The 26980-nt window shown below is 72.1% G+C and carries 24 protein-coding genes; 12 read left to right on the forward strand and 12 right to left on the reverse strand.

The window, feature by feature from the left end:
• Positions 1-77: 77 nt before the first annotated feature.
• The 4 genes from ACGFYU_RS07040 to sucC form a co-directional block, all read right to left on the reverse strand.
• Entirely contained in the window at positions 78-554 is a 477-nt protein-coding gene (locus ACGFYU_RS07040; RefSeq protein WP_393826232.1) for a hypothetical protein, read from the reverse strand.
• Between the two features lie 94 nt (positions 555-648).
• Positions 649-2190, reverse strand: a complete 1542-nt coding sequence (locus ACGFYU_RS07045; protein ID WP_393826233.1) for an aldehyde dehydrogenase family protein — start codon at positions 2188-2190, stop codon at positions 649-651.
• A gap of 87 nt (positions 2191-2277) precedes the next feature.
• A complete protein-coding gene (gene sucD, locus ACGFYU_RS07050; protein ID WP_393826234.1) occupies positions 2278-3177 on the reverse strand; it encodes a succinate--CoA ligase subunit alpha in 900 nt (299 codons plus the stop codon).
• Positions 3178-3444: 267 nt separating this feature from the next.
• Positions 3445-4575 (reverse strand): ADP-forming succinate--CoA ligase subunit beta, encoded by a 1131-nt coding sequence (gene sucC / locus ACGFYU_RS07055; RefSeq protein ID WP_393826235.1) that lies wholly within the window; start codon positions 4573-4575, stop codon positions 3445-3447.
• A 144-nt stretch (positions 4576-4719) separates the two neighbouring features.
• On the opposite strand from sucC, the gene ACGFYU_RS07060 reads away from it, so the two are divergent.
• The 4 genes from ACGFYU_RS07060 (at position 4720) to ACGFYU_RS07075 (ending at position 11267) form a co-directional block, all read left to right on the forward strand.
• Positions 4720-6393, forward strand: a complete 1674-nt coding sequence (locus ACGFYU_RS07060; protein ID WP_393826236.1) for a thiamine pyrophosphate-binding protein — start codon at positions 4720-4722, stop codon at positions 6391-6393.
• 10 nt (positions 6394-6403) lie between these two features.
• A complete protein-coding gene (gene frc / locus ACGFYU_RS07065) occupies positions 6404-7642 on the forward strand; it encodes a formyl-CoA transferase (protein WP_393826237.1) in 1239 nt (412 codons plus the stop codon).
• Between the two features lies 1 nt (position 7643).
• Positions 7644-9803, forward strand: coding sequence for an acetate--CoA ligase family protein (locus ACGFYU_RS07070; protein WP_393826238.1), 2160 nt, complete (start codon positions 7644-7646; stop codon positions 9801-9803).
• A gap of 81 nt (positions 9804-9884) precedes the next feature.
• Positions 9885-11267, forward strand: coding sequence for an OFA family MFS transporter (locus tag ACGFYU_RS07075; RefSeq protein WP_393826239.1), 1383 nt, complete (start codon positions 9885-9887; stop codon positions 11265-11267).
• A 58-nt stretch (positions 11268-11325) separates the two neighbouring features.
• Here ACGFYU_RS07075 and ACGFYU_RS07080 read toward each other — a convergent pair whose 3' ends face one another.
• The gene (locus tag ACGFYU_RS07080) at positions 11326-12003 is read right to left on the reverse strand and encodes a GntR family transcriptional regulator (protein WP_393826240.1); all 678 of its coding nucleotides are present in this window, start codon (positions 12001-12003) and stop codon (positions 11326-11328) included.
• A gap of 118 nt (positions 12004-12121) precedes the next feature.
• Here ACGFYU_RS07080 and ACGFYU_RS07085 point away from each other — a divergent pair, with 118 nt between their 5' ends.
• From ACGFYU_RS07085 to fdhD, 5 genes are read left to right on the forward strand one after another with little or no spacing between them, the layout of a single operon-like run.
• Positions 12122-13105, forward strand: a complete 984-nt coding sequence (locus ACGFYU_RS07085) for a 2-dehydropantoate 2-reductase (protein WP_393826241.1) — start codon at positions 12122-12124, stop codon at positions 13103-13105.
• On the forward strand, positions 13102-15045 hold the full coding sequence (locus tag ACGFYU_RS07090) for a molybdopterin oxidoreductase family protein (RefSeq protein ID WP_393826242.1): 1944 nt from the start codon (positions 13102-13104) through the stop codon (positions 15043-15045). Before ACGFYU_RS07085 ends, ACGFYU_RS07090 begins: the two co-directional genes overlap by 4 nt.
• A complete protein-coding gene (locus tag ACGFYU_RS07095) occupies positions 15045-17111 on the forward strand; it encodes an NADH-ubiquinone oxidoreductase-F iron-sulfur binding region domain-containing protein (protein WP_393826243.1) in 2067 nt (688 codons plus the stop codon). Before ACGFYU_RS07090 ends, ACGFYU_RS07095 begins: the two co-directional genes overlap by 1 nt.
• The gene (locus ACGFYU_RS07100) at positions 17108-17974 is read left to right on the forward strand and encodes a 2Fe-2S iron-sulfur cluster-binding protein (protein ID WP_393826244.1); all 867 of its coding nucleotides are present in this window, start codon (positions 17108-17110) and stop codon (positions 17972-17974) included. Before ACGFYU_RS07095 ends, ACGFYU_RS07100 begins: the two co-directional genes overlap by 4 nt.
• Before the next feature lie 3 nt (positions 17975-17977).
• Positions 17978-18826 carry a formate dehydrogenase accessory sulfurtransferase FdhD gene (fdhD, locus tag ACGFYU_RS07105; RefSeq protein WP_393826245.1) on the forward strand — a complete coding sequence of 283 codons (849 nt, stop codon included), beginning with the start codon at positions 17978-17980 and terminating at the stop codon, positions 18824-18826.
• A 70-nt stretch (positions 18827-18896) separates the two neighbouring features.
• Here fdhD and ACGFYU_RS07110 read toward each other — a convergent pair whose 3' ends face one another.
• From ACGFYU_RS07110 to ACGFYU_RS07140, 7 genes are all read right to left on the reverse strand, one after another.
• A complete protein-coding gene (locus ACGFYU_RS07110; protein ID WP_393826246.1) occupies positions 18897-19184 on the reverse strand; it encodes a hypothetical protein in 288 nt (95 codons plus the stop codon).
• 292 nt (positions 19185-19476) lie between these two features.
• On the reverse strand, positions 19477-19887 hold the full coding sequence (locus ACGFYU_RS07115) for a rodlin (protein ID WP_393826411.1): 411 nt from the start codon (positions 19885-19887) through the stop codon (positions 19477-19479).
• 85 nt (positions 19888-19972) lie between these two features.
• Positions 19973-20713, reverse strand: coding sequence for a class I SAM-dependent methyltransferase (locus ACGFYU_RS07120; protein WP_393826247.1), 741 nt, complete (start codon positions 20711-20713; stop codon positions 19973-19975).
• A gap of 43 nt (positions 20714-20756) precedes the next feature.
• The gene (locus tag ACGFYU_RS07125) at positions 20757-21914 is read right to left on the reverse strand and encodes a serine hydrolase domain-containing protein (RefSeq protein ID WP_393826248.1); all 1158 of its coding nucleotides are present in this window, start codon (positions 21912-21914) and stop codon (positions 20757-20759) included.
• Between the two features lie 129 nt (positions 21915-22043).
• On the reverse strand, positions 22044-22208 hold the full coding sequence (locus ACGFYU_RS07130; RefSeq protein ID WP_393826249.1) for a hypothetical protein: 165 nt from the start codon (positions 22206-22208) through the stop codon (positions 22044-22046).
• Positions 22209-22286: 78 nt separating this feature from the next.
• The gene (locus ACGFYU_RS07135; protein ID WP_393826250.1) at positions 22287-22958 is read right to left on the reverse strand and encodes an ABC transporter ATP-binding protein; all 672 of its coding nucleotides are present in this window, start codon (positions 22956-22958) and stop codon (positions 22287-22289) included.
• A 2-nt stretch (positions 22959-22960) separates the two neighbouring features.
• On the reverse strand, positions 22961-24409 hold the full coding sequence (locus ACGFYU_RS07140; protein ID WP_393826251.1) for an ABC transporter permease: 1449 nt from the start codon (positions 24407-24409) through the stop codon (positions 22961-22963).
• A gap of 202 nt (positions 24410-24611) precedes the next feature.
• Here ACGFYU_RS07140 and ACGFYU_RS07145 point away from each other — a divergent pair, with 202 nt between their 5' ends.
• The 3 genes from ACGFYU_RS07145 to ACGFYU_RS07155 are packed head-to-tail and all read left to right on the forward strand — an operon-like array spanning position 24612 to position 26934.
• Positions 24612-25274: a response regulator transcription factor gene (locus ACGFYU_RS07145; protein WP_393826252.1), complete on the forward strand. Its 663-nt coding sequence runs from the start codon at positions 24612-24614 to the stop codon at positions 25272-25274.
• Between the two features lie 41 nt (positions 25275-25315).
• Complete coding sequence (locus ACGFYU_RS07150; protein WP_393826253.1) at positions 25316-26506, forward strand: sensor histidine kinase; 1191 nt, start codon at positions 25316-25318, stop codon at positions 26504-26506.
• On the forward strand, positions 26503-26934 hold the full coding sequence (locus ACGFYU_RS07155; RefSeq protein WP_393826254.1) for a GNAT family N-acetyltransferase: 432 nt from the start codon (positions 26503-26505) through the stop codon (positions 26932-26934). Before ACGFYU_RS07150 ends, ACGFYU_RS07155 begins: the two co-directional genes overlap by 4 nt.
• The last annotated feature ends 46 nt before the right edge of the window (positions 26935-26980 follow it).

Consider the following 26980-nt stretch of genomic DNA (forward strand, 5'->3'; position numbering starts at 1 on the left):
CCTGAAGTCCGGCCCGGTCCCCGCACCGCGGGGGCCGGGCCGGACGTCTGTCGTGCCGCCCCGACCGGTGGGCCCCCTCAGCCGGCGGCGGGGCGCCGGCCGGGCGCGCGCATGGCACCGACGGTCGCCACGGACCAGGCCGCGACCCACAGCGCGCCGACCGCGAGCGCCACGACCGCGGTGGCCATGTCGGGGGGTACGGCGCCCAGGCTCGGCGCCAGCCCGGTCGCCCGGGCGGCGAATCCGATGACCCCAGCCCCGACCATCAGGATGCCCGCCCAGGAGACGGCCACCGCGCCCCACCGCAGGAACCGCGCGGCCGGCAGCCGCAGAAGCAACAGGGCGGTGACCGCCATGAGCAGCCCGAGTCCGGCATTGCCCAGCTGGGCGGCCTGGACGTCCGCGATGCCGGCGTAGGCCTCGGGCGGGGCGGGGAAGCCCGGCATCCCGATCTCCCCCTTGCGCGCGAGGTCGATCTTGCCGACGGTGTAGGCGAGCGCACCCGCACAGGCGACGAGTGCGGAGATCCACTGGGTTCTTGTCGTTCGGGTCATGACCCCATCCTGTTCCGGCCCGGGCGGCGCCGCATCCTCCCCCCGGACCGGGTTGCTCCCCCGCGCGGGGGAGGAACCCGAACCGCCGCGCCCGCTACGGCATCAGCCGGTACTCGGGAAAGTTGCCCGGCAGGCGTTCGCCGGGCGGGCCGTCGGTGACGGCGTGGACGAGCAGTTCGCCGCCCACGAACGCGCCGCGCCAGGAGCCGCCGAAGCCACCGAAGAGCTCCTCGCGGTCGCCCCGGGAGCGGGGGGTGCCGTGGCCGAGCTTGAAGGCCCGGATCTGCGGGGCGAGCCGCGCGAAGGTGGCCGGATCGTCCGTGGACAGGGTGGCGACCAGGGCCCCGCCGGAGGCGTTCATGGCGGCGAGCAGCTCCGCCTCGGTGTCGACGAGGACGATCGTGTCGACGGGGCCGAAGGGTTCGGCGTGGTGGAGCGGGGAGGAGGCCGGCGGGCTGAGCAGGGTGAGCGGGGCCACGTACGCGGAGATGTCCTGGCCGGGCAGGAAGCGGGCCGGGTCGAGCGAGCCGCGGAAGAGCGGTACGGCGCCCCGTTCGACGGCCTCGGCGGCCTGATCGGTGAGCTCCTTGGCCTTGGCCGCGTTGATGAGGGGCCCGAAGTCCAGTTCGGGCAGCGGGTCTTCGGGGCGGGCGACCGCGAGGGGGTGGCCCGTACGGATGGAGGCGACGGCCGGGAGGTAGGCGGCGAGGAAGGCGTCGAAGGCGGTGCGCTGGACGACGAAACGGGGGTAGGCGGTACAGCGCTGCTTGCCGTAGTCGAAGAGCTTGGGGATGACGGCCGTCAGGGCCGCCCAGTCCGTGTGCTCCCACACACCCCAGGTGTTGAGGCCCTCCTGCTCCAGGATGTGGCGTTTGCCGAGGTCTGTGACGGCGGTGGCGATCCGCGCGCCGGTGTCGCGGCCGCCGACGAAGGAGACGCAGCCGATCTCCGGGGAGCGGACGAGGGCTTCGGACAGCTCGGCCCCGCTGCCGCTGACGAGGGTGACGGGGATGCCCTCGCGCCGGATCAGCGCGCAGGCGAGGGTCAGGCAGGCGAGGCCGCCGTCGGTGGGTGTCTTCGCGATGACGGCGTTGCCGGCGAGCGCCTGGACGAGCATGGCGTGCACCAGGACGGACATGGGGTAGTTCCAGCTGGCGATGTTGGAGACGGGCCCGCCGAGCGGGGTGCGCCCCGCGACCATGGTCTCGATGTGCTCCACGTACCAGCGGACGCCGTCCACGGCCCGGTCCACATCGGCGCGGGCGAGCCGCCAGGGCTTGCCGATCTCCCAGACGAGCAGGAGCGAGAGCAGTTCACGGTGCTCGGTGAGGGCGTCGAGGGCGGCGCCGACCCGGGCGCGGCGTTCGGGCAGCGGGACGTGGCGCCAGGCGCGGTGCGCGTCGAGGCTCGCCCGTACGGCCCGGCCCGCGGTGGCGGAGTCCAGGCGCGGCGGCCCGGCGATGGGGCTGCCGTCGACGGGGCTGGTCGCGGGCAGACTGCTGCCGTCGTGCTGCCAGGAGCCGCCCCAGAGGTTGAGGACGTGGTCCTCGCGGAAGGCCTCGGGGGCGGCTTCGAGGGCCCGTCGCCAGGCGTCCGGCCAGGCCGTGCCGGGCTTGAGGGTGAGGGTGGGTGCCATCTGTGGTTTCTCCGCTCAGAGGGTGGGCGGGACAGGGAGGTGGCTCGCGTACGGCCGCCGTCGCACCGGGGCGGCCGTACGGCGAGGCTACGGGCGGCGCGTCCGCTCGGCGAGTAGCTCCAAGGCCAGCCGGGCGGTGGCGGACGGGGTCGATCCGACGGCGACGCCGGCGGCCTCCAGGGCGGCCTTCTTGGCCTCGGCGGTGCCGCGGGAGCCGGAGACGATGGCTCCGGCGTGCCCCATGGTCCGGCCCTCGGGCGCGGTGAAGCCGGCGATGTAGCCGACGACCGGCTTGGTGACGTGCGCGGCGATGTGGGCGGCGGCCCGCTCCTCGGCGTCCCCGCCGATCTCCCCGATCAGGACGATGAGTTCGGTGTCGGGGTCGGCTTCGAAGGCGGTGAGGCAGTCGATGTGGGTGGTGCCGACGACGGGGTCGCCCCCGATGCCGACGGCGGTGGTGAAGCCGATCTCGCAGAGCTCGTACATGAGCTGGTAGGTGAGGGTGCCGGACTTGGAGACGAGCCCGATCCGGCCGGGGCGGGGGGCGATGTCGGCGGGGATGATGCCGGCGTTCGACTGGCCGGGGCTGATCAGGCCGGGGCAGTTGGGGCCGATGACGCGGGTGCCGCGGCCGGCGGCGTACGCGTGGAACGCGACGGCGTCGTGGACGGGAATGCCCTCGGTGATGACGACGGCGAGCGGAATGCCGGCGTCGGCGGCCTCGACGACGGCGGCCTTGGCGAAGGGGGGCGGGACGAAGACGACGGTGACGTCGGCACCGGTGGCGTCGATGCCTTCGCGGACGCTGCCGAAGACGGGCACGACGCGGTCGTCTCCGAAGTCGACGTCGGTGCCGGCCTTGCGGGGGTTGACGCCGCCGACTATGTGGGTGCCGGAGGCGAGCATGCGGCGGGTGTGCCGCATGCCTTCGGCTCCGGTCATGCCCTGGACCAGGACGCGGCTGTCCTTGGTGAGGTAGATGGCCATGTGTACCTCCTGCTCGTGGATGGGTGGCCCCCCGCGCCTCAAACGCCGGCGGGGCTGGTTTTGGCCGGCCTCAGCCTGCACGTGCACGCCCAGGCGGTGCTGGATTGCCCGCAGGGCAATTCCAGCCCCGCCGGCGTTTGAGGCGCGGGGGTATGGGGGCGGAGCCCCCACGGGGTCCGGGGCGGAGCCCCGGGGGCGGCGGCCGGGGTCGCGAGCCCCGGTTTCGGGAAGGGGTGGGGTGGGGGTAGCCGCGCGCAGCGGAGGGGGTCAGCGGGCCAGGGCGGCCGCCTGGTGGGCGGCTTCGTCCATCGTGGTGGCCTGCTCCACCAGAGGATGGGCCCGGCGGGAGAGGAGGGCCCGGCCCTCCGGGGCCGCGTTGCCGTCCAGCCGGACAACCAACGGCTTCGTGAGCCGGACCGAGTCCAGCGCCCGGACGATCCCCTCGGCCACCGCATCGCAGGCCGTGATGCCCCCGAAGACGTTCACCAGCACCGCGCGGACCGACGGGTCGGCGAGGATCACCGAGAGGCCATCGGTCATCACCCCCGCCGACGCACCCCCACCGATGTCCAGAAAGTTGGCCGGCCGGGCCCCGCACCCCGCCACCACGTCCAGCGTGGACATCACCAGCCCCGCCCCGTTCCCGATGACGCCGACCTCCCCGTCGAGCTTGACGTAGTTGAGCCCCTCGGCGCGGGCCGCCGCCTCGATCGGGTCGGCGTGAGCGTCAACAGCCGAGCCACCACCCCAACGTGCCTGCCGAAAGGCCGCGTTGTCGTCCACCGTCACCTTCCCGTCCAAGGCGACCAACTCCCCCGCCCTCGTCCGGACCAGCGGGTTGACCTCGACCAGTAGCGCGTCCTCCCGTACGACGACCTCCCACAGCCGCCGCAGCACGGGCGCGGCCTGCGCCGGGAGGCCCGCCGCCGCCGCGATCTCGGCCGCCTTCGCGTCGGTGACCCCCTCCGCCGGGTCCACGGGGATCCTGGTCACCGACTCCGGCCGGCGGGCGGCGACCTCCTCGATGTCCACGCCGCCCTCGGCCGAGGCGATGGCCAGGAACCCCCCGGCCGCCCGGTCGAGGACGTACGAGACATAGAACTCCGCCTGGATGTCGACCGGTTGGGCGATCATCAGCGCGTGCACGGTGTGGCCCTTGATGTCCATGCCGAGGATCTGCCGGGCCGTGATCTCGGTGGTGGCCGGGTCCGCCGCGAGGACGACCCCGCCCGCCTTGCCCCGGCCGCCCACCTTCACCTGTGCCTTGACGACGACCCGGCCGCCGAGCCGTTCCGCGGCCGCCCGGGCCGCCTTGGGATCCTCCACGACCTCGGCCGCCGGGACGGATATCCCATGCTCCGCGAAGAGTTGCCTCGCCTGGTGTTCGTACAGATCCATTGCGGCTCCCGTCTGACACTGACTCGGAAATTGCCGTTCGACCCCTGGACATCGGCCACCGGATGGGTGGATAACAAGGTTCATACAGTATTCGTCGACTGTATGCAATCTCCCAACTCCCCTACGAAGGGACGCGACTTCGCCATGCCCGAGGAACTCATCTCCGGTGGTCATCTCGTCGCCAAGGCACTCAAGGCCGAGGGCGTGGAGGTCATCTACACCCTCTGCGGCGGCCACATCATCGACATCTACGACGGCTGCGTGGACGAGGGCATCGAGGTCGTCGACGTACGCCACGAACAGGTCGCCGCACACGCCGCCGACGGCTACGCCCGCATCACCGGCAAGCCCGGCTGCGCCGTGGTGACAGCCGGCCCCGGCACCACGGACGCCGTCACGGGCGTCGCCAACGCCTTCCGGGCGGAGTCACCGATGCTCCTGATCGGTGGTCAGGGAGCGCACACCCAGCACAAGATGGGCTCGCTGCAGGACCTCCCGCACGTCGACATGATGACCCCGATCACCAAGTTCGCGGCCACCGTCCCCGACACGGCGCGCGCCGCGGACATGGTGTCGATGGCGTTCCGCGAGTGCTACAACGGCGCCCCCGGACCCTCCTTCCTGGAGATCCCGCGCGACGTGCTGGACGCCGAGGTACCGCTCTCCAAGGCCCGGATCCCCGAGGCCGGGCGCTACCGCGCCTCCACCCGCAGCGCCGGCGACCCGGCGGACGTCGAGAAGCTCGCCGACCTGCTCGTGCACGCCGAGAAGCCCGCGATCCTGCTCGGCAGCCAGGTGTGGACCGCCAGGGCCACCGACGCCGCCATCGACCTCGTCCGCACCCTCAACGTGCCCGCGTACATGAACGGCGCCGGCCGCGGCACCCTGCCGCCCGGCGACCCGCACCACTTCCAGCTCTCGCGCCGCTACGCCTTCGCCGGAGCCGACCTGATCATCATCGTCGGCACGCCCTTCGACTTCCGGATGGGCTACGGCAAGCGCCTCTCCCCCACCGCCACCGTGGTCCAGATCGACCTGGACTACCGCACCGTCGGCAAGAACCGCGACATCGACCTGGGCATCGTCGGCGACCCGGGTGTGGTGCTCGCCGCCGTCACCGCCGCGGCCTCCGGGCGGCTGAACGGCGGCGCCGTCAAGCGCAAGGCCTGGCTGGAGGAGCTGCGCGCCGCCGAGCAGATCGCCCTCGACAAGCGGCTGCCCCAGCTGCGCAGCGACGCCGCGCCCATCCACCCGTACCGCCTGGTCAGCGAGATCAACGAGTTCCTCACCGAGGACTCGATCTACATCGGCGACGGCGGCGACATCGTCACCTTCTCCGGCCAGGTCGTACAGCCCAAGTCCCCCGGCCACTGGATGGATCCGGGCCCGCTCGGCACCCTCGGCGTCGGCATCCCCTTCGTGCTCGCCGCGAAGAAGGCACGCCCGGACAAGGAGGTCGTGGCCCTCTTCGGCGACGGGGCGTTCTCCCTCACCGGCTGGGACTTCGAGACCCTCGTCCGCTACAACCTGCCCTTCGTCGGGATCGTCGGCAACAACTCCTCGATGAACCAGATCCGTTACGGCCAGGCGCAGAAGTACGGCCTGGAGCGCGAGCGGGTCGGCAACACCCTCGGCGACGTCCACTACGACAAGTTCGCCCAGATGCTGGGCGGTTACGGCGAGGAGGTCCGCGACCCCGCCGACATCGCCCCCGCACTGCGGCGGGCCCGCGAGTCGGGCCTGCCCTCGCTGATCAACGTATGGGTCGATCCCGACGCGTACGCACCCGGAACCATGAACCAGACGATGTACAAGTGAGGAGCCCGACATGAGCAAGGCTCTCCAAGGCATCCGCGTCCTCGACATGACGCACGTCCAGTCCGGCCCCTCGGCCACCCAGATCCTCGCCTGGCTCGGCGCCGACGTGGTCAAGGTGGAGGCCCCGAGCGGCGACATCACCCGGGGGCAGCTGCGCGATCTGCCGGGCGTCGACTCGCTCTACTTCACGATGCTCAACTGCAACAAGCGCAGCATCACCCTCAACACCAAGACCCCGCGCGGCAAGGAGCTGCTGACGGAGCTGATCCGCCGCTCCGACGTGATGGTCGAGAACTTCGGCCCCGGCGCGGTCGACCGGATGGGCTTCACCTGGGAGCGGATCCAAGAGATCAACCCGCGGATCGTCTACGCCTCCATCAAGGGCTTCGGCGAGGGACCGTACACCGATTTCAAGGCCTACGAGGTGGTCGCCCAGGCGATGGGCGGCTCGATGGCCACCACCGGCTTCGAGGACGGCCCGCCGCTGGCGACGGGCGCGCAGATCGGAGACTCCGGCACCGGCATGCACGCGGTCGCGGCCATCCTGGCGGCGCTCTTCCAGCGCACCCACACCGGCCGCGGCCAGCGGGTGAACGTGGCGATGCAGCACGCGGTCCTCAACCTGTGCCGGGTCAAACTGCGCGACCAGCAGCGGCTCGCGCACGGACCCCTCGCGGAGTACCCGAACGCCGAGGACACGGCCTTCGGCGACGAGGTGCCGCGCAGCGGGAACGCCAGCGGAGGCGGCCAGCCGGGCTGGGCGGTCAAGTGCGCGCCGGGCGGCCCCAACGACTACGTGTACGTGATCGTGCAGCCGGTCGGCTGGGCGCCGCTGGCCGCCCTGATCGGCCGGCCCGAGCTGGTCACCGATCCCGAGTGGGCGACCCCGGAGGCCCGGCTGAACAAGCTCGGCAAGATGTTCCAGCTGATCGAGGAGTGGACGGCCCACCTCCCCAAGTGGCGGGTCCTGGAGGAGCTGAACGCCCACGACATCCCCTGCGGGCCCATCCTCTCCACCAAGGAGATCATCGAGGACCCCTCGCTCGCGGCCAACGAGATGGTGGTCCGCGTGGAGCACCCCGAGCGGGGCTCCTTCACGACGGTCGGCAATCCGCTCAAACTGTCCGACTCCCACGCCGAGATCACGGCCTCGCCCCTGCTAGGGGAGCACAACGCCGAGGTGTACGTCGGCGAACTCGGCCTCGGCGACGAGGAACTGGCCCTGCTCAAGACGATCGGAGTCATCTGACGTGACCGCGCACGACAAGACCGCGCACGACAAGGAAGCGGTACGGGCCCTGCTCGACGCCGTACGGGCCGACGGCCGGACCTCGCTGACCGCCCCCGAGGGCCGGCTCGTCGCCGAGGCCTACGGGATCGCGATCCCGGGCGAGGAGCTGGCCCGGGACGTGGAGGAGGCCGTGGCCTTCGCGGACCGGCTCGGCGGGCGGGTCGTCCTCAAGATCGTCTCCCCGGACATCCTGCACAAGACGGAGGCAGGCGGGGTGATCGTGGGCGTACAGGGGGCGGCCGCGGTCCGCGAGGCCTTCCTCCGCGTCATCGAGAACGCCCGCGCCCACGATCCGGCCGCCCGGATCGAGGGCGTCCAGGTCCAGCAGCTGCTGCCGCCGGGCCAGGAGGTCATCATCGGGGCCGTCACCGACCCCACCTTCGGCAAGGTGGTGGCCTTCGGGCTCGGCGGGGTGCTGGTGGAGGTGCTGAAGGACGTCACCTTCCGGCTCGCTCCCGTCACCTCCGAGGAGGCGGTGGGCATGCTCGACTCGATCCGGGCGGCCGAGATCCTGCGCGGGGTGCGCGGCGCCCCGGCCGTCGACCGGTGGGCGCTGGCCGAGCAGATCCGCCGGGTCTCCCGACTCGTCGCGGACTTCCCGGAGATCGCCGAGGTGGACCTCAACCCGGTCATCGCCACCCCGGACGGCGCGCCGGCCGCCGACATCCGGATCCTGCTGGGCGAAGCCGCGCCCGCGCCGAGGCGCTCGTACGGCCGGGAGGAGATCCTCGCCTCCGTGCGGCGGCTGATGCAGCCGCGGGCGGTCGCGGTGATCGGGGCCTCCAACGAGCAGGGCAAGATCGGCAATTCGGTCATGCGGAACCTCGTCGACGGCGGATTCCCCGGCGAGATCCACCCGGTGAACCCCAAGGCCGATGACATACTCGGCCGTAAGGCGTACAAGAGCGTGATGGACGTGCCGGGTGAGCCCGATGTGGCGGTCTTCGCGATCCCCGCGAAGTTCGTCGCGGCCGCGCTCGAAGAGGTGGGCCGCAAGGGCATCCCCAACGCGGTGCTGATCCCCTCCGGTTTCGCCGAGACCGGCGAACACGAGCTCCAGGCACAGCTGGTGGAGATCGCCGGACGGTACGGAGTACGGCTGCTCGGCCCCAACATCTACGGCTACTACTCCACCTGGCACGACCTGTGCGCCACCTTCTGCACCCCGTACGACGTCAAGGGCGGGGTGGCGCTGACCTCCCAGTCCGGCGGCATCGGCATGGCCATCCTGGGCTTCGCCCGCGCCACGAACACCGGGGTCTCGGCGATCGTCGGGCTCGGCAACAAGTCGGACCTGGACGAGGACGACCTGCTGACCTGGTTCGGCGAGGACCCGCGCACCGACTGCATCGCCATGCACCTGGAGGACCTGAAGGACGGCCGGGCCTTCGTCGAGGCCGCCCGGGCCACCGTCCCCAGGAAGCCCGTGGTGGTGCTGAAGGCGGGCCGAACGGCCGCCGGGGCCAAGGCCGCGGGCTCCCACACGGGCGCGCTCGCCGGCGACGACGCCGTCTACGACGACATCCTGCGCCAGGCCGGTGTGATCAGGGCGCCGGGCCTGAACGAGATGCTGGAGTACGCGCGGGCGCTGCCGGTGCTGCCCGCCCCGCAGGGCGAGAACGTCGTGGTCATCACCGGGGCCGGCGGCTCCGGGGTGCTGCTGTCCGACGCGATCACCGACAACGGGCTGCGCCTGATGGAGATCCCGGAGGACCTCGACGCGGCGTTCCGGGCGTTCATCCCGCCCTTCGGGGCCGCGGGCAACCCGGTGGACATCACGGGGGGCGAGCCGCCGTCCACGTACGAGGCGACGATCCGGCTGGGGCTGGAGGACCCGCGCATCCACGCGCTGGTGCTGGGCTACTGGCACACGATCGTCACCCCGCCGATGGTCTTCGCCGAGCTGGTGGCCCGGGTGGTCGCCGAGTTCCGCGAGCGCGGCATCGAGAAGCCCGTGGTGGCCTCGCTGGCCGGCGACGTCGAGGTCGAGGAGGCCTGCGCGTACCTCTTCGAGCGCGGGGTCGTCGCCTACCCGTACACCACGGAACGGCCGGTGGACGTGCTCGGGGCGAAGTACCGGTGGGCGCGGGCGGCGGGCCTGCTGGGAGGTGGCCGATGACCTGACCCACCCGTGAAGTCGAGGAGGCATTGGACAGGGGGCGCTGGCCAGGAGCTTTCGACACGAGGGGTGCGACGCACAATGACAACGACGAGCACGATCGGCCACACCGTCCCCTACAGAGAGGTGACGGACCCGGGCGGCCGGGTGTACCGGATCGGGGAGACCGACCGGGACATCATGCGGCGGCCGCGCTGGACCATGGTGCTGTGGCCGTGGGTGGGCATGATGGGCATCAGCTCCTCGGAGTACGCCTTCACGTCCGCCGAGGACACGCTGCACGCGGCCCATCTGTGGAGCAGCGGGCACATCTTCTGGCTGATGGGCGTCTGGGTGTTCTTCCAGGCGGCCGTGGCCTTCCCCGCCGGGCAGCTGCGCGAGAGCGGCAGGCTGCCGGCGCGCAACGCGATGATGCTGGGGGCGCTGGGCACGCTGCTCGGCTATCTGTCCCTCGCGTACGCACCCCATGTGGTCGTCGCGTACATCGGGTTCAGTGCCTTCAGCGGTATGGGCGCCGGGCTGGTGTACGCGACCTGCGTGAACATGGTCGGCAAGTGGTATCCGGAGCGCAAGGGCGGCAAGACCGGCTTCGTCAACGGCGGTTTCGCCTACGGCTCCGTGCCCTTCGTCTTCCTCTTCACCTCGGTCCTGGACCTCGGCAACTACCAGGTGCTGCTGGTGTCGGTGGGCATGGGCCTGTGCGTACTGGTCGCGGTCGCGGGCTGGTTCTTCAAGGACCCGCCGAAGAACTGGTGGCCGGCCGACGTCGATCCGCTCAAGGCGGCGCAGGACCCGAAGATCCGTCGGGCCCTGGAGAAGAACCCGCCGGCGGTGAAGCAGTACACGCCGCGCGAGGCGGTACGGACGCCCGTGCTGTGGGCGATGTGGTTCTGCCTGCTCTGCACGGCGGGGATCAACATCTTCGGGATCGCCTTCCAGGTGCCGTTCGGCAAGGACATGGGCTTCGCGAACGGCATCGTCGCCACGGCGATGTCGCTGAAGGCCATCGTGAACGGCACGGGGCGCGGGGTGATCGGGTGGATCTCCGACCGCTGCGGCAGACGGAACACGCTGATCATCGTCTGCCTGGTGCTGGGCAGCGCCCAGTTCGGGGTGCTGGTCTCCGGGTCGATGGGAAGCATGCCCTTCTTCCTGCTCTGCTCGATGGTCTCCGGATTCGGCGGCGGGGCGATCTTCCCGCTCTTCGCCGCCATGACGGCGGACTACTTTGGGGAGAACAACAACGCCTCCAACTACGGGATCGTCTACAGCTCGAAGCTGATCTCGGGGCTGGTGGGCTCGGGGATGGGCGCGGTGGTGGTGGCCGCCTGGGACTACCGGGGCGCCTTCGTGATCGCGGGCTGCGTGGGAATCGCCTCGGCGTTCCTGGCGCTGTTCCTGCGCCAGCCGGGGCGGGCGCAGATCGTGCCGAATCCGCGGCCGATCAGCCGCGACGCCGGGTAGGCGCGACGCGAGGGCCGGGCTCCGGGCGATCCCCGGATCCCGGCCCTCACCCCTTGCGCTATTCCTGGGCCTGCTCGTGGTACGTCGTGCGGGTGTGCTCGGTGTGGGCGCGCATCACCGCGGTGGCCGCGGCCTCGTCCCGCGCCGAGACGGCGGCGATCAGCTCGCGGTGCTCGATCCAGGACTGGCGGCCGCGCAGCCGGGCGACCGGGGTGTAGTACCAGCGGACCCTGCGGTCCACCTGCGAGGCCAGCTCGGCCAGCACGCTGTTGCCCGCCAGTTCCATGACCTTGGCGTGGAAGGCCGCGTTGGTGGCCACCGCGAGGTCCACGTCATCGGCCCCCACGGCCGCCTCGCCCTTCTCGCAGAGCTTCTCCAACGCCGTGATGCCCGCCTTGGTGGCGTTGGCCGCGGCGAGGCGGGCCGCCTCGGCCTCCAGCAGCGTCCGTACGGTGAGCAGCTGGTCGGCCTCGGCCTCCGTCGGCTCGTGCACGAACGCCCCCTGGGCGGGCCGCAGATCGACCCAGCCCTCGGTGTCGAGCCGCTGGAGGGCCTCCCGTACGGGCTGCCGGGAGACGCCCAGATGGCCGGCCAGCTCGCTCTCCACCAGGTGCTGGCCGGGACGCAGCGCCCGGGTCGTGATCAGTTCGAGCAGGGCCTCGTACACCCGCTCGCGCAGTGGACCTGGCCGCTCCAGCCTGGGAACGGTCCCCTTCGGCAGTCCGTTGGTCAACATCCCTACCCCCTCTGCGAATTGGCTTTCGTATGCAGTCTACCGATCCATTGACCGCCATGGGCGAATACTGTAGACAATATTCAGTCGACACATCGTGTGGCCCCGAACGGAGAGCCCAGTGAAAGTCGCAATAGTCGGCGCCGGCGCGATCGGCGCATATGTGGGCGCCGCACTCCACCGCGCGGGCGCCGAGGTCCATCTCATCGCCCGCGGACCCCACCTGGCCGCCATGCGCCAGAGCGGCGTGCGCGTCCTCAGCCCCCGGGGCGACTTCACCGCCCGGCCCCCCGTCACCGACGACCCGGACGAGGTCGGCCCCGTCGACTACGTCTTCCTCGGCCTCAAGGCCAACTCCTACGCCGACAGCGGGCCGTTGGTCCATCCGCTCCTCCACCGGGAGACGGCGGTGATCGCCGCCCAGAACGGCATCCCCTGGTGGTACTTCCACGGACTCCCCGGACCGTACGGGGGACGGCGCATCGAGAGCGTGGACCCGGGAGGCGCGGTCAGCGCGACCCTGCCGCCGCGGCGGGCCGTCGGGTGCGTGGTGTACGCGGCCACCGAGATCGAAGCCCCGGGCGTGGTCCGGCACTTGGAGGGCACCCGCTTCTCCATCGGCGAGCCGGACCGGTCGGTCTCGCGCCGCTGCCTCGACTTCAGCGGGGCCATGCAGGCGGGCGGGCTCAAGTGCCCCGTGGAGCCCGACCTGCGCAACGACATCTGGATCAAACTGCTCGGCAACATCTCCTTCAACCCGATCAGCGCGCTGGCACGGGCCACCATGGCCCGGATCTGCCGGCACGACGGCACCCGGGCCCTGGTCGAGTCGATGATGCGGGAGACCCTCGAGGTCGCCGCCTCCGTCGGCTGCCACCCCGAGATCTCGGTCGAGCGCCGGATCGCGGGGGCCGAGCGGGTCGGCGACCACAAGACCTCCACCCTCCAGGACCTGGAGAAGGGCAAACCGCTCGAACTCGACGTGCTGCTCGCCGCCGTGGTGGAACTCGCGTCGCTCACCGGGACCGACGTACCGACCCTGCGCGTCGTGCACGCGCTCGCCGACCTGCTCGCCACGACCACCTCAGGGGAGGGACCCCGATGAACGGACGGAAGAACGGACGCAGGAAGCGCACCCCCGTGGTGTACGAACGTCTCACCCACCCGCTGGTGCGCGGATCCGACGGGGAACTGCGGCGGGCGAGCTGGGCGGAGGCGCTGGACCGGGCGGCCGTCGGCTTCCGCAGCGCCCGGGACGAGCACGGCCCGGACGCCTTCGCGATGCTCTCCTGCGCCCGCGCCACGAACGAAATGAACTACGTGGCACAGAAGTTCACGCGTGTGGTGATGGGCACCAACAACGTGGACTCCTGCAACCGCACCTGCCACGCGCCGAGCGTCGCCGGCCTGACCGCCGCCTTCGGCTCCGGCGGCGGCACCTCCTCCTACGCGGAGGTGGAGGTCACCGACCTCATCGTGATGTGGGGCTCCAACGCCCGCTTCGCCCACCCGATCTTCTTCCAGCACGTCCTGAAGGGCATCCGGGCCGGCGCCCGCATGTACGCCGTCGACCCGCGCCGCACCTCCACCGCCGAATGGGCGGAGAGCTGGCTCGGGCCCAACGTCGGCACCGACATCCCCCTCGCGCACGCCATCGGCCGCGAGATCATCCACGCGGGGCTGGCCAACCGGGCCTTCATCGACCGCGCGACGAGCGGCTTCGAGGAGTACGCGGAGCTGGTGGAGCCGTGGACCCTGCGGGCCGCGTCCAAGGTGACGGGCGTCCCGGCCCCCGCGATCCGCGAACTCGCCCACGCCTACGCGAGCGCCGAGCGGGCCCAGCTGTGCTGGACCCTCGGCATCACCGAGCACCACAACGGCACCGACAACGTCCGCGCGCTGATCAACCTGGCGCTGCTGACGGGGCACGTGGGCCGCTGGGGCTCGGGGGTCCAGCCGCTGCGCGGCCAGAACAACGTCCAGGGCGGCGGCGACATGGGCGCCATCCCCAACCGGCTGCCCGGCTTCCACGACCTCCTCGACCCCGCCGCACGGCACAGGTTCGAGACGGCCTGGGGCACCGTCATCCCTCCCCGCTACGGCATGACCCTGACGGAGATGTTCGAGGCGATGGAGCACGGATCGCTCCGGGCGGTCTACTGCATCGGAGAGAACCCGGCCCAGTCCGAAGCCGACAGCGAGCAGGCACTGCGCCGCCTGCGGACCCTGGACCATCTGGTGGTCCAGGACATCTTCCTGACGAAGACCGCCCAACTGGCGGACGTGGTCCTGCCCGCCACCGCCGCGTGGGCGGAGACGGACGGGACGTCCACGAACAGCGAACGGCGGGTCCAACGGGTACGGGCGGCCCTGACCCCGCCCGGCGAGGCCCGCGAGGACATCGACATCATCTGTGCACTGGCCCGACTCCTCGGCCACGACTGGAAGTTCAGCGGCGCCGAAGCAGTGTGGAACGAGCTCCGCTCCCTCTCCCCCGACCACTTCGGGATGACGTACGACCGGCTGGAGGAACACCAGGGCCTCCAGTGGCCGTGCCCCTCGACGGAGGAACTCCCCCTCTCCTACCTCCACGGCAGGCTCTGGGCGGAGGACGAGACGGCGCGCGGCCGGCGGGCCCCCTTCGGGCTGGTCCGCCACGACCCGCCGGTGGACCTGACCGACGACGTCTACCCGCTCCGCCTGACGACGGGCCGGCGCCTGGATTCGTACAACACCGGCGTCCAGAGCGGCAGTTTCGCCTCCCCGCTACGCCGGGGCGAGTTCATCGAACTGTCCCCGGAGGACGCGGAGGAGTACGGGGTGCGGGTGGGCGAGCAGGTGCGGATCTCCTCGCGGCGGGGCTCGGTGACCGCGCCGGTCTGGGTGGACCCGGCGCTGCGGCCGGGCCTGGCCTTCATGACGATGCACTTCCCGGACGAGGTGGACACCAACCAGCTGACGATCGAGGCCAATTGCCCGATCGCGGGGACGGCGGAGTTCAAGGCCTCGGCGGTACGGATCGAGAAGCTGGCGGTGGTGGGCTGATGGACCTGACCTTCTCCGGGACGGCGGCCCCTTCGGCGGAGGAACGGGGCGCGGTGGACGCGCTGCTGGGCCCGCCGGAGACTCCGTGGGAGGGCGGGGAGGTCCGCACCCCCGACGACCTGCGCTGGGCCCGGGGCGGCGCGGCGGCCGCCCGCGACCGGCGGGACCTCCTCCTCCCCGCCCTGCACGCGGTGAACGACCGGGTGGGGTGGATCAGCCCGGGCGCGCTGGACTACGTGTGCCGCCGCCTCACGGTCCCTCCCGCGGAGGCGTACGGGGTGGCGACCTTCTACTCCCTCCTCTCGGTGACGCCACGCCCGGCGACGGTGGCACACGTGTGCACGGACCTGGCGTGCGGGGCCTCCGGCGCGGCAGACCTGTGCGCCGCCCTGTCCGAGGCGGGCACCCCGTACTCGGAGTCCCCCTGCCTCGGCCTCTGCGAACGCGCCCCGGCGGCCCTGATCCTGCGGGCCGGCCCCCCTGCCGGGAGCTTCTCCCCCACCCCGCCCCTTCCCGAACTGGGGCTCCGCCCCAGACCCTCCCCCAGCTACCGCTGGGGGGACCCCCACTCCTCAAGCGCCGGAGGGGCTGAAAATCCAGCCTCGCCGGCGTTTGAGGCTCGGGGGTCCGGGGGCGGAGCCCCCGCCGGGTCCGGGGCGGAGCCCCGGGAACGGGGTCTTGGGGCGGAGCCCCGAGTTTCGGGAAAGGGCGGGGTGGGGGAGAGACCCGCAGTGCCGGGCCCCCGGGCCGCGGCCGTGGTGGCGCCGGCCACCGCCGCCGCCGTGGCCGCGGCCGCCGCCGAGCCCCTGAGCACCGAGCCGGAGGCGGAGCCTGCGGCAGCCGTGCCGCAGGCCGGGCAGGCGGGGCTCAGCCTGCTGGGGCGGGTCGGGGTCGTCGACCCCGCCGACCTCGACGCCTACCGGGCCACCGGCGGGTACAAGGCCCTGCGCCGGGCCTTCGAGCTCGGCCCCGCCGGAGTCATCCGGGACGTCACCGACGCCGGCCTCCTCGGCAGAGGAGGGGCCGCGTTCCCCACTGGCCGCAAGTGGGCCGCGACGGCGGCCCAGCCGGACCACCCCCACTACCTCGTGTGCAACGCCGACGAGAGCGAGCCCGGCACCTTCAAGGACCGGGTCCTGATGGAGGGCGACCCGTACGCCCTCATCGAGGCGATGACCATCGCGGGCTACGCGACCGGCGCCCACCAGGGCTACCTCTACCTCCGCGGCGAGTATCCCCGCGCCCTCGCCCGCCTGGAGCACGCGATCCTCCAGGCCCGCACCCGCGGACTCCTCGGTCCCGACGTCCTCGGCCACGGCTACGCCTTCGACATCGAGATCCGGCGCGGCGCCGGCGCCTACATCTGCGGCGAGGAGACCGCGATCTTCAACTCCATCGAGGGGTACCGCGGCGAGCCCCGCACCAAGCCGCCCTTCCCCGTCGAGAAGGGCCTCTTCGGCAAGCCCACCGCCGTCAACAACGTCGAGACCCTCGTCAACGTGCTGCCCATCCTGCTCCAGGGCCCGGCGGCCTACGGATCCGGCACCAAACTCTTCTGCGTCTCCGGCAACGTCCGCCGCCCCGGCGTGTACGAACTCCCCTTCGGCGCCACCCTCCGCGAGCTGTACGAGCTCGCCGGCGGCGTCCCCGAGGGCCGGGCACTGCGGGCCGTACTGCTCGGCGGGGCGGCCGGGGGCTTCGTACGGGCCGACGAGCTGGACATCCCGCTCACCTTCGAGGGGACCCGGGCGGCAGGCACCACCCTCGGCTCCGGAGTGGTGCTCGTCCTCGACGACACCGTCGAACTCCCCCGCGTCCTCCTGCGCATCGCCGAGTTCTTCCGCGACGAGTCCTGTGGCCAGTGCGTGCCCTGCCGGGTCGGCACCGTCCGCCAGGAGGAGGCGCTGCACCGCATCAAGGACGCCACCGGCGCGGCCGCGGCCGGGGACATCACCCTGCTCCGCGAGGTCGGCGCGGCCATGCGCGACGCCTCGATCTGCGGTCTGGGGCAGACCGCGTGGAACGCCGTGGAGTCCGCCATCGACCGTCTGGGGGTCTACCGATGACCGCGATTCCGCTCGGACCGCCGCGCAGGCTGGTGGAGTTCACGCTCGACGGCACCCCGGTGCGGGTGCCGGAGGGCTCCACCCTCCTGGACGCCTGCCGGGCGCGGGGGACGGACGTGCCGACCCTGTGCCACGGGGACACCCTCACCCGGAAGAACGCCTGCCGCGTCTGCGTGGTCGAGGTCGAGGGGGCCCGTACGCTCGCCCCGGCCTGCTCCCGCCGCGCCGAACCGGGCATGCTGGTCCGTACGGACACGGCCCGCACCCGGCACAGCAGGAAGCTCGTCCTCGAACTCCTCGCCTCCTCCGTGGACTTGTCGACGACACCGGGTGTGGCCGGCTGGCTCAAGGAGTACGAGGCCAAGCCGGACCGCTTCGGTCCGGACGCGGCCCGGGTGAACGAGGCGCCGAAGAAGGACAACGACCTGTACGTCCGGGACTACGGCAAGTGCATCCTCTGCTACAAATGCGTGGACGCGTGCGGGGACCAATGGCAGAACTCCTTCGCGATCACGGTCGCCGGCCGGGGCTTCGACGCCCGGATCTCCACGGAGTACGCGGCCCCGCTGCCCGAGTCGGCGTGCGTGTACTGCGGGAACTGCATCGAGGTGTGCCCGACCGGAGCGCTGTCCTTCCGCAGCGAGTTCGACATGCGGGAGGCCGGTACCTGGGACGAGTCGGCGCAGACGGAGACGACCACGGTGTGCGCGTACTGCGGTGTCGGGTGCAATCTGACGCTGCACGTCCAGGACAACCGGATCGTCAAGGTCAGCTCCCCGCACGACAATCCGGTGACGCACGGGAACCTGTGCATCAAGGGCCGGTTCGGCTTCACCCATGTCCAGGGACAGGGGGTGGAGTGAGCCGTGGGCCGGGTCACCGAGCGCCGCCCCGTGCTCCGCATCCGCGGCGGCCGCCAGGACCGGCGCCCGGACACCCTCGTGGCGGAGGAGCCCCTGGAGATCCGGCTGAACGGGAAGCCGCTGGCCATCACCATGCGCACGCCGGGGGACGATTTCGCGCTCGCCGTGGGATTCCTGGTGAGCGAGGGGGTGCTGGGGCGGGGCGACGAGCTGCGGTCGGTGAGCTACTGCGCGGGCGCGACCGCGGACGGCTCCAACACCTACAACGTGGTGAACGTCGCCCTCGCCGACGGGGTCGCGCTCCCCGACATCACCCTGGAGCGCAACGTCTACACCACCTCCTCCTGCGGTCTGTGCGGGAAGGCGAGCCTGGACGCCGTGCGTACGGCGTCCCGGTTCGCGCTCACGGACGGCCCGCCGGTGCGGATCACGCCCGCGCTGCTGGCCTGCCTCCCCGACCGGCTGCGGGCGGCGCAACGGGTCTTCGACCGCACCGGCGGGCTCCATGCCGCCGCGCTCTTCTCCCCCGCCGGCGAGCTGATCGACGTACGGGAGGACGTGGGCCGGCACAACGCCGTCGACAAGATCGTGGGGCGGGCGCTGCGCGACGGGCGGCTGCCGCTGTCCGAGTCCGTCCTGCTGGTGTCGGGGCGGGCCTCCTTCGAGCTGGCTCAGAAGGCGGTGATGGCGGGGATCCCGATCCTGGCGGCCGTCTCCGCCCCGTCCTCCCTGGCCGTCGACCTGGCCGCCGAGGCGGGCCTGACCCTGGTGGGGTTCCTGCGCGGCGACTCCATGAACGTGTACGCGGGCGGGCGGCGCATCGCCCCGGCGGCCTCGGCCGTCCCGGGGTGAGGCGGCCCGCCGCCCGCGGCACGGCGGCGGGGCCCGGACCGGCGGGGAGCGCCCCCTGCGCCGGCGGGCCCTACTGCCGCCGCTCCGTCCCCTTCGCGGGGTCGGGGGCGATCAGTGCGGTCAGCCCCGGGTCCAGCTCGGAGCCGTCGACGAGCAGCTTCTCGACCGTACGGGTGGCGGGGTCGATGTCGGCCTCCATGCCCTCGCCGACGTAGCGGGGGTAGCCGGAGGCGCCCGTCTCGCCCGTCGCCTCGACCACGGCCGACCGCAGGGGACGGTCCGGCCGGGGGGCGCCGGGCCGGTTCTTGACGTGCTCGGGGACCAGCAGGATCTCGAAGCGCTGTGGGTCGGTGGTCATGTCCCGACGCTGACACCGTCACTGCGGGCGTGCAACAGCACGCGGCCGGACCGGGCGGTATCCCGACCGGGGGCGTCACCGAGGTCGCCGCCCGTACGGCATGCCAGAGAGCCTCCCGTCCGCGCTGACGGGAGGCTCTGTGACGTGAGGACCGGTGCCGGATCCGCCGACCTCGCGGCCGGCGGCTTACGCCTGCGGAAGGTGCGGACCCGTGGATCCGCGGAGGACAAGCCGGGGCCCCCTTGGGCACTCGCGCAGGCGTCGGAGGCCCCGGCTCGCAGGGGGAACAGTGTCAGCTGTTGGCCGAGACGTTGCCCGACAGGATCGGGATGTTGTCCAGGATGTGCGAGAGGGCCTCGTCGCCCTTGGCCTGGGTGGAGTTCTCGGTGCACTGCTGGTTCTGCGGGTTGGACAGGACGTTGATGTCCTGGACACCGACGTTGACGATGGCAAGGATCGACTCGGCGTTGACCTTCGCCGGCAGGCCGATGCAGGGCTTGTTCAGGGTGCCCTGGACCAGGGAGAGCTGCGGGCTCATCTCGCCGTGGGTCTTCTGGTTGCCGTAGATCTGCTGGGACCCGTTGCCGTTGATGGTGGTGATGCCGTGGTCGTTGCCGATGGCCATGGCCGGGGCGGCCATTGCGGCACCCGCGCCGACGATGGAGGCGGTGGCGGCGGCGGTGGCCATCATCTTCTTGATCATCATTGTCCTTCTGTTGCACGAGTGCACGGTGGTAAGCGCTTTGATCAACGGCCGGATCCCCGCCGGGTTCCGCTGCTTCACCCGATCAGCCCTGCGCACGCACGGCCACGCTCAGATCCACCACGTAGTGCTCGTCCACCCGGCCGCCCGGGAAACGGTCCATGAGGAGGGCGCGTTCCTCGGCGAGGAAGGCGTCCGTGCCGGGTTCGCCGATGAGAAAGAGGGAATGCGTGGACAGTTTGGCCAGATGCGTGTCGACGGGGACCCGGCGCGACCACGGCAGGCGGCGGGTGGTGAACCGCAGCCCCTCCTGCGAGCGGGCCCGCTCGTTGATGTACCAGCCGGGGCCGAAGCGCCGCTCGATGCGGGCCTGTTGATCCGCGATCCAGCCGACGGAGACGTCCGGGTCGTTCGACCAGACCGCCAGCGCGCCGCCGGGGCGCAGCACCCGCAGTGCCTCGGGTACGGAGCGGGCGGGATCGGTCCAGTGCCACGACTGCGCGTAGGTCAGCAGGTCCGTGCCGCCGGAGGCGAGGGGCAGCCGGTTGCCGTCCCCGCGCACGAGCGGTGTTCGCGGATTGCGCCGCCGGAACTCCGCGGCCATGCCCTCCCCCGGCTCCACCCCGATCACCCGGGCCCCGCAGGCCTCCAACAGGGCGGTGGCGATCCCGGTTCCCGCCCCCACGTCGGCCACCCGGGCCCCGGCCAGCGGGAAGCCGGCCAGTTCCGCCAGGGCGGCGAAGAGCGAGGCGGGGTAGGAGGGCCGGTGGTCGGCATAGCGCGCGGCCGCGGAACTGAACGAACGAGCACGGGAGTCGGTCGTCATGCCGTCCATGATGCCGGGCCCCCGGAACGCGCGGCAGTGGGCCTCAGGTGCGGGGCGTGGACGCGTAGGTCCAGAACTCCCGCATGATGTCGGTCGGGGTCGGGCCGGTCATCTCCCGCTGGGTGAGGAGGACGGTGACGGCTCCGGTGGCGGGGACCACGTGGGCGGCGGTGCCGGTGCCCCCGATCCAGCCGTAGCGGCCCGGTACGTTCCAGGGGTCGGTGCGGGCGATGTCGACGGAGCCGCCGAAGCCCCAGCCCTGGCCCTCCAGGAAGAGCGCCCCCTCCGCGCGCTGCGCCGCGGTGAGGTGGTCCGTGGTCATCTGCCGTACGGATTCCGGCGCGAGCAGCCGCCCGCCCTCGTACGCGCCCTCCGCGAGCAGCATCCGGCCGAACGCGAGCAGGTCGTCGGCGGTGGAGACCAGACCGCCCGCCCCGGAGGGGAATACGGGCACGGCGCTCCACTGCCCGTCGGGTGCGTCGACGAGTTCCAGGGCTCCGCCGTCCCCGGCGGCCCGGTAGCGGCTCGTGAAGCGGTGGAGCCGGCCCGGCGGCACGGCGAACGCGGTGTCCCGCATGCCGAGCGGCTCGAAGACGCGCTCGGCCAGGAGGTCCGGGAGGGACTGCCCGGTGGCGCGGGCGAGGAGGACTCCGAGGATGTCGGAGCAGGTGTTGTAGAGCCAGGCCCGGCCCGGCTGGTGGAGGAGCGGGATCCGGGCCAGGATCGCCATCCACGCGTCGGGGTCCTCGACCTGCCCGGGGTGGGGCGGGCCCTGCTTCAGCTCGCTGAACAGCGGGCCCACGGCGGGCAGGGAGAAGTCTGAGGGGAAGCCGTAGCCCGCCCGGAAGGTGAGGAGATCGTCGACGGTGATCGGGCGGTCGGCCGGGACCACGTCGTCGACGGGCGAGGACGGGGTGCGGACGGCCATCGGCGCGGCGAGTTCCGGCAGCCAGCGCGCCACCGGGGAGTCGAGGGAGAGCAGGCCGTCCTCGATGAGCGTCATCGTGGCCGCGGCGGTCACCGGCTTGGTGACGGAGGCGATCCGGAAGAGCGAGTCGCGTGCCATGGGGGCGGTGCCGGCGGTGTCGAGGGAGCCGACGGCCGCCACCTCGACCTCCTCGCCGCGGGCCACGAGGCCCACCGCGCCGGGCAGCGAGCCGTCGTCGACACGGTCCTTCAGGAGGCTGTGCAGATCGCTCATGGTCCACCTTCGCGTGCGTGCGGCGCCGGAAGAACGGGGCCGGCGCGGTTGCCCGTAAGGAAGACTGCCGCCGGTGCGCGCATTCATCGGTCCGACACGGCGCCGTACGACGCGTTACGCGCGCGGCCGCTACGCCGCGGGGACGACCGAGGCCTTCATGGCCGCGGCCCACTCCTCCAGGAGCGCCGCGTGTCGGACGCGCTCAGCGTCCGACAGGCGGCCTTCGGCGCGGGCGAAGAGGCCGCGGATGTCGGCGTTGATCTCGGCGAGGGGACGTTCGGGGGTCGGACTCACGTGATCAAGACTAGGTGGGGGGTCTGACAACCGTGGCGGGTGTCCGTCATGCGGACGGTGGGAGGGCGCGTGCCGGATCTACTGACGGGTGAGTTTGCCCCGCTTGAGGCGGAGGATCTCGTCGGAGGCCGCGGCCACCTGCCGGGAGTGGGTGACGACGATGACGCACTTGCCCTCGTCGTGCGCGAGCTCGCGGAACACCTCGATGATGTCGGCGGCGGTCTCGTGGTCGAGGGCGCCGGTGGGTTCGTCGGCGAAGAGGATGTCCACCTCGCAGGCGAGCGCTCGGGCGATGGCGACGCGCTGTTGCTGCCCGCCGGAGAGCTGGAGGGTGCGGCGGTGCCGGTCGGCCCGGTCGATGCCGAGGAGGTCCAGGAGTTCGACCGCCCGCCGTTTGTCGTGGCCGCCCTTCACTCCGGTGATCTCCATGGCGGAGGTGATGTTCTGAACCGCCGTCATGTAGGTCAGCAGGTTCAGGGACTGGAAGACGGTCGCGGCATGCCGGTTGCGGTACGTGCCGAGTCCGAGCTCCCGTACGTCGCGGCCGTCGAAGCGGACGGTGCCCGCGGTGGGCGTGTCCAGGCCGCTGGCCAGCGACAGCAGGGTGGTCTTGCCACTGCCCGAGGGGCCTACCACCGCGTACATTCGGCCCGCTTCGAAGGCCTGGTCGATGCCCTTGAGGACCGTGCGCCGGCTGGTTCCGGAGCGGTAGGTGTAGCTCACATCGGCCAGTTCGAGGATCGCCGCCATGGTCAGTTGCCCTTCGAGAGGATGTCGCGGGGGGTGAGGCGCAGCACGCGGATGCCGGGGACGAGGGTGGCGAGTGCGGCGATGCCGAGGCCGGTCGCACCGATCCTGCCGATGTCGGCGGGGCCGATGCGGATGTCCATCCGGTCGATGGGTTCGACCTTCTCGCCGTCGGCGCCGGCTGACTTCGGTCCGCCCGTCGAGTTGCTCGGGTCCGGCCCCTGCCGGTCGGAGGCGGCCTGGTCCCGGGCCGAGGCGACCTCGCCGGCGAGGAGCTTGTCGCCGATGGCCTGGGAGAGGAACTGGCTGCCCGCCGCCGCGAGGCCGATGGCGACAGCGGCGCAGGCCGCGACCTCCACGAGGTGCTGGGCGAGCAGTTTCGGTTTCTTCTCGCCGAGTGACATGAGGATGCCGAGCTCCCCCCGCCGCTCGCGCAGGTTCGAGGCCACGATCAGGGCGAGGATCGCGGTGCCGCCCAGGGCGACGAGCCATACGGTGACGGTGGCGAAGGAGGCGGTCTTGGTGATCGGGCCGACCAGCGTCCTGTACGCCTTGTCGTTGACGGTCAGCGGGAAGACGTCCAGGTCCGCCCCGGCCGCCTCGGCGTCGGCCTTGAGCCGGTCGAGGTCGGCGGGGCTGCGCAGGGTGAAGGTGGCCGACTTGACCACGCCGCCGTCGGCCCCGGGGTCCTTGCCGAGGAGGCGGCTGCCGCCCTCGGGGGTCACGTAGATCTGGTTGGCGGGGTCCATCATCGCGGGGACGTACCGTCCGGAATCGGGGGTGCCGCTCCGGTAGATGCCGCCGACGACGAACTCGAACCGCCGCCTGTCCGGTTCCTGGCCCGGAGCGGGCGCGTTGCCCACCTGGAGGCTGATCCGGTCGCCGACCGCGAGGTGGTTCGCGGCGGCCAGGCGTTCCTCGATGACGACCATGTCGCCCGCGCTGTCCGGCTTGATGCCCTTGCCCGAGACCAGCCTGTCGTCGCCGTTGCGGAAGGAGGGCAGGGCGTCGAGGTCGCGGATGCCCTCGGCCTTGAAGAAGTCGAGGCCGTCGTCCTTCTGCCCGGCGGGCAGCGGCACCGGCTTGTAGAGCTTCATCCGGTCGGTGGGCGCGGCGCCGGAGTCGGTGCTGTAGTTGCACTGCGCGACGACGGAGGAGGCGCATATCCGGTCGACCAGATCGCGGTGGAGATCGCCGCCGGGGCCGATGAGTCCGGGACTCGCGCCGGCGTTCTTGGAGCCCTTGCCGGAATTGAGCAGGGCATTGAGATCGAGCTGCATGGTGGCGACCGCGCCCACGCTCCGCTTGGCGCTCTCGGCTGCGCGCGCCGCCGCGGCCTGGATGAGGAATCCGGACAGTACGAGCGTGCAGATCACGAAGAAGAGCCCGGTCAGCATGACCGTCTTGCCGAGCTGGGACGCCAGCCGCCACCACGCCCGTTTCAGGAAATTCATTCTTTTCTCATCCTTCCGACGGCTGCCCGAATTCACTTCGCGGCAGCGGAGAACCACGCTAGATTCCCGGGGATTTGAGCCGCGTTTCGCTCGGCGGGGGCCATCGGGCCGGAATCAAACACCGCTCGAATACGTGCTCTGATATCCAGATCGGTGACGGAGTCGAGGACGAAGACGGACGGTCGGACGGAGGCGCGGGCACGTGCGCGTACTGGTGGTGGAGGACGAGGCGTACATGGCCCGGGTCCTGGAGATCGGGCTGCGCCGCGAGGCCATGACCGTCGACGTCGTGCACGACGGGCAGGCCGCCCTGGACCATCTGGCCGTCCACGACTACGACGCGGTGGTCCTGGACCGCGACCTGCCCGGGATACACGGCGACGAGGTGTGCCGGCGCCTGCAGACCCTCGATCCCGGCTGCCGGATCCTCATGCTCACGGCGGCGGGCCGGCTGGGCGACAAGGTGTCCGGGCTGTCGCTCGGAGCCGACGACTACCTGGCCAAGCCCTTCGACTTCCCCGAGCTGGTGGCCCGGCTGCGGGCGCTGTACCGGCGCAGCCCCCTCGCGTACGCGCCCGTGCTGGCCTTCGCGGACGTCACCTTCGACACGCACCGGCGGCGGGTGGCGCGGGCGGGCGCGGAGATCCGGCTGACGCCGAAGGAACTCGCCGTGCTGGAGCTGCTGATGCGGGCCGACGGCGGGGTGGTGAGCTCCGAGCAGCTGCTGGAGAAGGCGTGGGACGCGCACACCGATCCCTTCACCAACGCCGTACGCCTGGTGGTGCACACGCTGCGCAGAAAGCTGGGCGAGCCACAGCTCGTCCGGACGGCGGTGGGCGCCGGCTACCACCTCGGCGAAGCGTGAGCCGGCCGCGTGGTCCGCGGATCCGGTGGCGCGGCCCGCGGATGCGCCGACTGGGCATCCGCGGGCGGCTGTTCGCCGGTTTCGCCGGCGCGCTCGCCGTGTGCGCCGCGCTGATGGTGGCCCTCATCTACGCGGGCATCCGCTACGTACCGACGTACGACATCCCCGTGCGCCAGGACCCGGCGGGCACCGTGGCGCCCCGGGCCGGCGGCGCGCTGCCGGCGGACCGGCAGCCGGAGACCCCGGCGAAGGGCAGCCCGTACGAGGGCGCCGCCACCACCAAGCTGGTCCGTACGAAACAGGACGTGTGGGCGGCGGTGCTCGCCGTCTCCACGGGCGGGGTGCTGGTCATCATGGCGGTGGGGCTGGGCGCCGGATGGATCGTGACGCGGCGTCTGCTCGCCCCGCTGGACGAGGTGAGCCGGGCGGCCGCGAAGGCCCGCGACGGCGACCTGGCCTACCGCATCCACGCCGACGGCCCCGACGACGAACTCCGGCGGCTGGCCGACACCTTCGACGCCATGCTGGAACGGCTGGAGGAGTCCTTCGCGGCGCACCGGCGGTTCGCGGCGAACGCCTCGCACGAACTCCTCACGCCGCTGGCCACCACCCGGGCCATCCTGCAGATCGCCGCCGAGGACAGCAGCGGGGAGGAGCTGGCCGAACTCGCGCCGATGCTGCGCGAGACCAACGAGCGCAACATCGGCCTGGTCAAAGCCCTGCTGGAGCTCGCGGCCGCCGAGCACGCCGACTTCGACGCCGATCCGGTGGACCTGGCCGCGCTGGTCCGGCAGGTGGTGCGGGAGGCCGAGCCCTCGGCCACGGAACGCGGGGTGACCGTACGGACGCGGGCGGAGGGGCACGCCCTCCTGGCGGGGAACGCGGTGCTGCTGCGCCGGCTGGTGACGAACCTGCTCGACAACGCGACCGGCCACAACCTTCCGGGCGGGGAGGTCCGGCTGACCGTCCACCGGGACGACGCCGGTCCGGTCCTGGAGGTCGAGAACACCGGCCCCGCGGTGGACGCGGCCGGCATCGACCGGCTCTTCGAGCCCTTCTACCGGGCGCGGCCGCGGGTCGGGGCGGGGCACGGTCTGGGGCTGGCGATCGTCCGCTCGATCGCGGTGGCCCACCACGGCGCGGTGACGGCGCAGGCCCGCCCGGAGGGCGGCCTGCGGGTGCGGGCCCGGTTCCCGGCGGGCACGAAAGGCCCCCTTACGCTGACCTCATGAAGATCATCGACCTCGAGCCCGGCGATGCGCGGCTGACGCAAGACCTGCTCCCCGTGCTGACCGAGCTCCGCCCCCACCTCACCGAGGAACTGTTCCTCTCCGTCCTCGCGGAGGGTCAGAGCCAGGGCCTGCGCTTCACCGCCGCGTACGACGCGGACGGTGCGTGCGTGGGCGCGGCCGGCTGGCGCGTCGTCGCCAACACCGCCCTGGTGCGCAAGCTCTACGTGGACGACCTGGTCACCTCCGCCGCCGCCCGTTCGGGCGGGGTCGGCCACGCGCTGCTCGCCCACCTGGAGGAGCACGCCCGGGCCGCCGGCTGCACCGCTCTGACCCTGGACTCCGGCACCCAGCGGACCGATGCCCACCGCTTCTACTTCCGCGAGCGGCTGGCCGTGACCGCCTTCAGCTTCGAGAAGCCCCTGACCTGATCACCCCCGGCACCGACAGGCAGGCCACTTGTCGGAGATTGGCCTT

Source organism: Streptomyces sp. NPDC048337 (assembly GCF_043201175.1).
Classification (GTDB): domain Bacteria; phylum Actinomycetota; class Actinomycetes; order Streptomycetales; family Streptomycetaceae; genus Streptomyces.

Coding starts and splice junctions, on each gene's coding strand:
- ACGFYU_RS07060 (WP_393826236.1), top strand. CDS start 4,720: ATGCCCGAGGAACTCATCTCCGGTGGTCATCTCGTCGCCAAGGCACTC.
- ACGFYU_RS07080 (WP_393826240.1), bottom strand. CDS start 12,003: ATGTTGACCAACGGACTGCCGAAGGGGACCGTTCCCAGGCTGGAGCGG.
- ACGFYU_RS07140 (WP_393826251.1), bottom strand. CDS start 24,409: ATGAATTTCCTGAAACGGGCGTGGTGGCGGCTGGCGTCCCAGCTCGGC.
- ACGFYU_RS07090 (WP_393826242.1), top strand. CDS start 13,102: ATGAACGGACGGAAGAACGGACGCAGGAAGCGCACCCCCGTGGTGTAC.
- sucC (WP_393826235.1), bottom strand. CDS start 4,575: ATGGATCTGTACGAACACCAGGCGAGGCAACTCTTCGCGGAGCATGGG.
- frc (WP_393826237.1), top strand. CDS start 6,404: ATGAGCAAGGCTCTCCAAGGCATCCGCGTCCTCGACATGACGCACGTC.
- ACGFYU_RS07040 (WP_393826232.1), bottom strand. CDS start 554: ATGACCCGAACGACAAGAACCCAGTGGATCTCCGCACTCGTCGCCTGT.
- ACGFYU_RS07150 (WP_393826253.1), top strand. CDS start 25,316: ATGCGCCGACTGGGCATCCGCGGGCGGCTGTTCGCCGGTTTCGCCGGC.
- ACGFYU_RS07095 (WP_393826243.1), top strand. CDS start 15,045: ATGGACCTGACCTTCTCCGGGACGGCGGCCCCTTCGGCGGAGGAACGG.
- ACGFYU_RS07125 (WP_393826248.1), bottom strand. CDS start 21,914: ATGAGCGATCTGCACAGCCTCCTGAAGGACCGTGTCGACGACGGCTCG.
- ACGFYU_RS07120 (WP_393826247.1), bottom strand. CDS start 20,713: ATGACGACCGACTCCCGTGCTCGTTCGTTCAGTTCCGCGGCCGCGCGC.
- ACGFYU_RS07135 (WP_393826250.1), bottom strand. CDS start 22,958: ATGGCGGCGATCCTCGAACTGGCCGATGTGAGCTACACCTACCGCTCC.
- ACGFYU_RS07045 (WP_393826233.1), bottom strand. CDS start 2,190: ATGGCACCCACCCTCACCCTCAAGCCCGGCACGGCCTGGCCGGACGCC.
- ACGFYU_RS07075 (WP_393826239.1), top strand. CDS start 9,885: ATGACAACGACGAGCACGATCGGCCACACCGTCCCCTACAGAGAGGTG.
- ACGFYU_RS07155 (WP_393826254.1), top strand. CDS start 26,503: ATGAAGATCATCGACCTCGAGCCCGGCGATGCGCGGCTGACGCAAGAC.
- ACGFYU_RS07110 (WP_393826246.1), bottom strand. CDS start 19,184: ATGACCACCGACCCACAGCGCTTCGAGATCCTGCTGGTCCCCGAGCAC.
- ACGFYU_RS07115 (WP_393826411.1), bottom strand. CDS start 19,887: ATGATCAAGAAGATGATGGCCACCGCCGCCGCCACCGCCTCCATCGTC.
- ACGFYU_RS07100 (WP_393826244.1), top strand. CDS start 17,108: ATGACCGCGATTCCGCTCGGACCGCCGCGCAGGCTGGTGGAGTTCACG.
- sucD (WP_393826234.1), bottom strand. CDS start 3,177: ATGGCCATCTACCTCACCAAGGACAGCCGCGTCCTGGTCCAGGGCATG.